Annotated in this window: 4 protein-coding genes; all 4 read left to right on the top strand. The window is 54.4% G+C overall.

Annotated features, from left to right (window positions below; translation table 11 throughout):
- Positions 1 to 2483, top strand: a 2483-nt coding sequence (locus tag V6936_RS13720; protein WP_336580012.1) for an Ig-like domain-containing protein, incomplete at its 5' end; no start/stop codon positions are given.
- Between the two features lie 455 nt (positions 2484 to 2938).
- Positions 2939 to 3571, top strand: a complete 633-nt coding sequence (locus V6936_RS13715) for a transglutaminase-like cysteine peptidase (RefSeq protein WP_059318068.1) — start codon at positions 2939 to 2941, stop codon at positions 3569 to 3571.
- Between the two features lie 105 nt (positions 3572 to 3676).
- Positions 3677 to 5617: a bifunctional diguanylate cyclase/phosphodiesterase gene (locus V6936_RS13710; RefSeq protein WP_003805377.1), complete on the top strand. Its 1941-nt coding sequence runs from the start codon at positions 3677 to 3679 to the stop codon at positions 5615 to 5617.
- A gap of 279 nt (positions 5618 to 5896) precedes the next feature.
- Positions 5897 to 6265 carry a 50S ribosomal protein L14 gene (gene rplN / locus V6936_RS13705; RefSeq protein ID WP_003805375.1) on the top strand — a complete coding sequence of 123 codons (369 nt, stop codon included), beginning with the start codon at positions 5897 to 5899 and terminating at the stop codon, positions 6263 to 6265.
- Positions 6266 to 6270: the final 5 nt, after the last annotated feature.

Raw genomic sequence — 6270 nt, 5'->3', positions numbered from 1 at the left:
AAGAGTACCCCGCGACCGTGCAGCCAGGTAACACCTGGAGTGTGACGGTGCCTGCCGATGCGGTGAAAGATCTGCAGCCGGGCGATATCACGGCCGAGGTGACGGGTAAGGATCAGTACGGTAATGCGTACGAAGCGGATGATGTCGTAGAGTTTGATGTCCAGACCACGCCGCCCGAGGCTGAGATCACTTTGGACCCGATCGCAGGCAACAATGTGATTGATCACGATGAGGCAGGTGATGGTACAGGTACGATCAATGTGACCGGTACGGTTGGCAAGGATGTTCAACCTGGCGACACCGTTATTCTGACGATTGGCGGTAAGGAGTACCCCGGCACCGTTGGTAGCGACTTGACCTTCAAGATTCCTGTGCCTGTGAAGGATCTGCTGAATAACGATAAGGTTGATGCCAAAGTAACGATCACAGACTCCGCTGGCAACAGCGCGTCCGCAGAAGATTCAGGTGCTTACACCCTGGATTTGGATCAACTGATTGTTGACGGTAACGGCGGTGGCAACCCGAACGGTGGCGTGGGTGATGATGTCATTATTGGTGACCGCGGCGGTGTCCAGGAAAATATCGTTCATGGGCAGAGCTACAACATTGCCATTCTGGTTGACCGTTCCAACAGCATGAAGGAAGCCTCTGGTACGGATGGTCTGAACCGTATGCAGTTGCTCAAGGCTGCGCTGACGACGTTGGCTACCAGCCTGGCCAACCACGAAGGTGGTACGGTGAACCTGAGCATCATCGGCTTTGGTACCTACGCGGATCAGCCTATGATATTTAAGGATCTGACTCATGCTGATTTGTTGAGCCTGATCAATTCGATCGACACCTTGAACGGTTACAACGCGGACTGGAGTGCGAAGCAGGGTGGTACCAACTATGAAGCCGCCTTTAAAGCGGCCGAAGCATGGTTCAAGACGAGCGATGCGCCTGCTGTGGACAAGAACGGCAACGCGTATGAAAACGTCACCTACTTCCTGACTGACGGGAATCCTACTCAGTATGGTAATGCACAGGGTGCTGGCAATAGTTACGACGCCACTGCTGATGCGCGTGGTAAGAGTGCGTATGACAGCCTGGTGAGTTCTTCAGGCAGCAAGGTTTACGCTGTCGGTATTGGTAATGATGTCAGCGTGGATATTCTGCGTAAGTATGACAATACCGGTACCGAGGTCATTGATGTGTTAGGTGGTACCCGGGCCGTTACTGACTTTGAGAATGGCCGTCACGACGGTTGGGCTAAGGTTAATGGTCAAGGCACAGTCCAAGTCAAAGATTTGGGTAAATATGTAGGCTGGCCATGGAATCAGCGCTGGGAAGCCGACAAGCGTCTGGAAATTACCGATACTTACAGCAAGGGGAACGATACCTCTACGACGATTCGTGGCCCAGGCATGACTGTGGCTGCTGGACACTACGGCAAACTGAGCTTTTATTACTCGGAAGACGGTCGTAACAGCCAAGATGTGTTTAAGTGGCAGTTGCAGAAGTACAACGAGAAGACAGGTAACTGGGAAGTTGTGCAGGAAGGCGGTCGTCCAGGTAGCTCCGGCACCATCACGACCAAGCCCGTGGGCGAAGGCCAATACCGCTTCGAGTTCCTGGTGGACGATCGTTCCAGCAGCAGTAACTACAAGGTCTACATTGATGACGTAACGCTGTTGTCCTCCGGCAATCCTCAGGATTGGACAGAGGTTAACAAGGTCGACATCGTCAATACCAAGGAAGACCTGGATGCTGCCCTGAAGGGTGGTTCGGTAACGAACGATCCAGCACCAGTAGGTAATGACACCATTCTGGGCGGTGATGGTAATGACATCATCTTCGGTGACACGATTAACACCGATGGTTCCGTCTTGCCATGGGATGAAGTGGGTGGTCGTCCGGATAATCTGCCAGAAGGTTCCGGCCTGAAGGCACTGGAAGTGTTCCTGCAGATGAAAAACGGCGGTACACCCGCAACCAGCGTTGAGTTGTACGAGTACATCAAGCAGAATCACACCGCCTTTAATGTGGCAGGTGACCAGCGTGGCGGCGACGATACGCTGGATGGCGGTAAAGGCAATGACATCCTGTACGGCCAAGGTGGCACCGACACCCTGATCGGCGGTGCGGGTGACGACATCCTGTTCGGCGGCGAGGGCAATGACACCTTCGTGTGGAACAAGGGGGATGAAGGCACTGTCAGCAAGCCGGCTGTGGATTACGTGATGGACTTCGGTGACTCCGGCACCGATACGCTGGATATCACCGATCTGTTGTCGGGCCATAACCTCAATAATGGTGATTTGAGCCAGTACTTGACGGTAGGCCGTTCGGATAGCGGCAAGATGGAGATCGGTATCAGCTCTCAAGGCAACGGTCAGATTGATCAGAAGATCATTCTGGACAATATCGCCTTTGACGCAGAGAAGGCAGCCCAAATTGCCAACTCGCTGAAAGACGGTACTTTGAAGTCATCCGATTTCTAAATCGTTAGCTGACACGGCGCTATCTCATCGATAGCGCTACGCCCCACAAATCCGCATGGGTTTGTGGGGTTTTTTGTCTGTGGCTTGTCGTCAGCGCCAATAGCAGATGTCTGACTTTTCTGCCTATGATCCTGGAGTATCGAGCGAATCAGCCAGTGAAATCAGACGGGATGAAGCCCCTGGTCGCTTCAGATCCTTTTGTATGCCTGTCTGTGCGTGGTCGTCCGACCGGTTTGCCGACTTGCTTCCTGATTCGATAGTATGACGGGGCAGGTAGACTGATTTTGCGTCCGAAATACGTTGCCGATGCGGTATTCAGGTGTTATGGCAATTGCCAGGCTCTCGCTAAATAGGCAAGCTGTAAGGCCGTTATAAGGGTTTGCTTATTTGGGACTGACGTGTTCTTGTCTTTTGCCTGGCTACGCCTTTTTCTTCGATCTAGGGTTGCGCTGCTTGTGCTGGTCACACTGCTGGTTGGAGTGTGGCTGCCTTTGTCAGTGCCAGCCTTGCAGTTCGAGGCCAGCAAGATTCGACAGACGGCGGTCGCCCGCTTTGGTGCCCGGGCCGGAACAGCGATTGACCAGTGGATGGCTAATCTGGAGTCTGCGCGGGGCTTAAGCGAGCGCCGCCAGCTCGATGTCGTCAATGATTTCTGGAACATGACGGCAATGGCAGGTGAGGACATCCATATTTGGGGACAACTCGATTATTGGGCAACCCCCGTCGAGACTCTGGGAAAAGGGGCCGCTGATTGTGAAGACTTTGTGATTGGCAAATATTTTTCCTTGTTGCATCTGGGTGTGCCCAATGAAAAACTCCGATTGATTTATGTCAGGGCGCAAGTGGGTGGCCAAAGCATTGCCCATATGGTGTTGGGCTATTACCCTACGCCGCAGTCCGAGCCTTTGCTGCTGGACAACTTAAGCGGCTCGATCCGTCCCGCCAGCCAGCGTCCCGATTTAACGCCTGTGTTCAGTTTTAACTCGCAAGGCGTGTATGTCGGTAATGCCCAAAAGGGCTCGGTAGACAGCATCAGTCGTTGGCGTGGCTTGCTGGACAAAATGCGTAAGGAAGGCTTTGTGCCATGATGATGAGCCCCAGGCTGTGCGGGTCGGGGCGCCGATCAGAAACAACGACCAGGGTGGCCTTTCAAGGCGGACTAGACAAGAATTTATGGAATATACGGAAGCGCTATGTCTTTACTTAAACAGCTACTGCTAAGTGTCTCGTGCGCGATTCTTGCTATTTTGGTCGGCACGCTGTGGTTTAGCGTCGATTCGGCACGTCAATACTTGAGCAGCCAGTTGCAGGCCCAGGCAGAGTCGGCGGCGACTTCGCTGGCCTTGACCTTGTCGCAGCCCAGCAACCAGGACCCGGTCACCCAAGAGCTGTTGATTGCTGCTTTGTACGACACCGGGCAGTTTGAGCGTATCCGCTTCTCTGATACTGCCAACGCCGTATTGGTTGAGCGCAGCACGCAGCAGGAAACGCAGGTCAGCACGTCCTCACCGGCATGGTTTGCCAACTCCTTGCCCATTGAGGTGCCTGTGGCGCTAGCGCATGTCAGTAATGGCTGGAACCAGATTGGTACGGTTGAGGTCAAGCCTGCCGATGAGTATGCCCGCGCCAGTTTATGGAAAAGCTTTGTGCGCGTGACCTTGCTGGTGCTGGGCGCCGGGATTGCGTGGGGCGTGTTTGTATTGATGGTCATGGCCTGGTTGCGTCGGGCCTTGCGTGACCATGTGCAGTTCGAATTGCAGCAGATGGATCAAAGTGACTCTGCGCCCGGTCGCAAGAAAGTACGCCTCATTCCTGAGTTGGAAGAGGTCGCCCATACTTTAAGTACCGTGCAAAAGCGGATACGGGTCAGCAGTCAGGAACAAAATGCCCGGATCGAACAGTTGCAGCTGGAGCTCAATTGCGACCCCGTCACTGGTCTGGCTAACCGTAAGTACTTTGTCAATCTGTTCCGGCAAGTGCTGCAGCAAGAGCAGGGTGGTCATGTCTTGCTGTTTCGACAGCGAGATTTGTTGCCATTGAATACCTCCTTGTCGCGCGATGCAGTGGATGCCTGGTTGAAATTGGTGACCCAGCGTTGCGCTGAGCTGTTGCGGGAAAATGGTATGGACGTGGGTGATCTGGCGCGCTTGAATGGCTCTGACTTTATTGTGCTGCTCAAGGGGCAGACGGGCCCTCAGGTGATGGGTTTTGCCCAGGAGCTACGCACGGCCTTGCAGGAATTGCGCCAACCCTTGCCGGACGGCAGCCTGTGTCGCTGGTCCATGGCGATGACGAACTATGAGGCTCACGATTCGCTCAGTGCTGTGATGACACGCCTGGATAATGCGCTGATGCGCGCTGAAGGGGCGGGGCACCAGGAGGTGGAGTACCGACCTTCGGAAGGGGGGCATCACGAGGCGGGTTCTTCAATCGGCGAGCAGGAGTGGCATTCACGCATTGAACGCGGCCTGGAGCAGGGGCGTATTGAGCTGAGCGTGAAACCGGGTGTCGAAGTCTGGGGTCAGGCAGGCCAGATTTACGATGCCACCCTGAACTTGCTGCCCGAGCAGCCAGGGCAGGCCAGTTTGCCCGCTTATCTCTTCATTCCCGTGGCGGTGCGCCTGGGTCTTTCGGCGCAATGTGATTTGCGTACCATGCAATTGGCCAGCGACTGGCTGGCCACGCATGAAGGCAGTCTGAGCGTGCGAGTGTCATGGGCCTCCGTGGTCAAGCCGGACTTTGCGCAGCAGGCGGCCGATGTGCTGTCCAAGACAGGTGACAAGGCCCAGCGTCTGATCATTGAACTGGATGCCTACTGTCTCAGCGAACACGATGCGGAAACGGTCGCGTTTGTGGACAAATTGCGTCCTTTGGGCGTGCAGTTTGGCTTGCGTCGCGTTCTGGAGCAGCCTGAATCCATTTTGTGGTTGCACATGATGGCCCTCAAGTACATCGTTCTGGATGACGAACGGGCGCAGACCTTGCAGGCTGAGGTCGGAGGACGTCATTTGCTGATGGCGTTTCTGCAAAGCTTGCAGGAACTGGGTATTGGCTTGCGTCGGGTTACACGCGCCAGCAATAGCGCCCAACTGGACGAGTTGTTGCGCGAAAACGCCGTGCTGCCAAGGCCTTAGCAAATAAATCCTTGTTTTTCTGGGGCTTATTTGCTAGTATATGTGGCTTACCTCTTTATTTTGACCGGAGAGGCTTTAGTCGCCTATCCGGATTGAAGTTGGTAATACAACGTTTTGTCTCTCGCAAGATTTCAACCTAGGGTTCGGCTTGCCGGACCAGATCGAGATCGGGTTTACGGTATCGAACTGGCTGGATCCGAATCTGACGGGACCAAAACTGGTTGTGTGACCCAGTCATTTTGGCTGGATCGTTGCAATTAAGTTGGAACAGGAAAAATCATGATTCAAATGCAGACCACGCTGGACGTGGCCGACAACACAGGTGCGCGTTCCGTAATGTGCATCAAGGTGCTGGGCGGCTCGAAGCGCCGTTATGCCGCAATTGGTGACATCATCAAAGTTACCGTTAAAGAAGCGGCCCCGCGCGGACGCGTCAAAAAAGGCGAAATCTACAACGCTGTAGTGGTTCGTACCGCTAAGGGCGTGCGCCGTAAAGACGGTTCGCTGATTCGTTTCGGTGGCAATGCTGCCGTATTGCTCAATGCCAAGCTGGAACCCATCGGCACCCGTATCTTCGGACCCGTTACGCGTGAACTGCGTACCGAGAAGTTCATGAAGATCGTGTCCTTGGCTCCCGAAGTGCTGTAAGGAGC

The organism is Alcaligenes sp. CHO6 (assembly GCF_037120595.1).
Lineage (GTDB): Bacteria > Pseudomonadota > Gammaproteobacteria > Burkholderiales > Burkholderiaceae_B > Alcaligenes > Alcaligenes ammonioxydans.
The sequence above is the reverse complement of the archived record's forward strand: the minus strand, read 5'-3'. Positions and strand labels throughout refer to the sequence as shown.

Bases quoted from the DNA above. Each gene is read 5' to 3' on its own strand.
- V6936_RS13710 (WP_003805377.1), top strand. From the start codon at position 3,677: ATGTCTTTACTTAAACAGCTACTGCTAAGTGTCTCGTGCGCGATTCTT.
- rplN (WP_003805375.1), top strand. From the start codon at position 5,897: ATGATTCAAATGCAGACCACGCTGGACGTGGCCGACAACACAGGTGCG.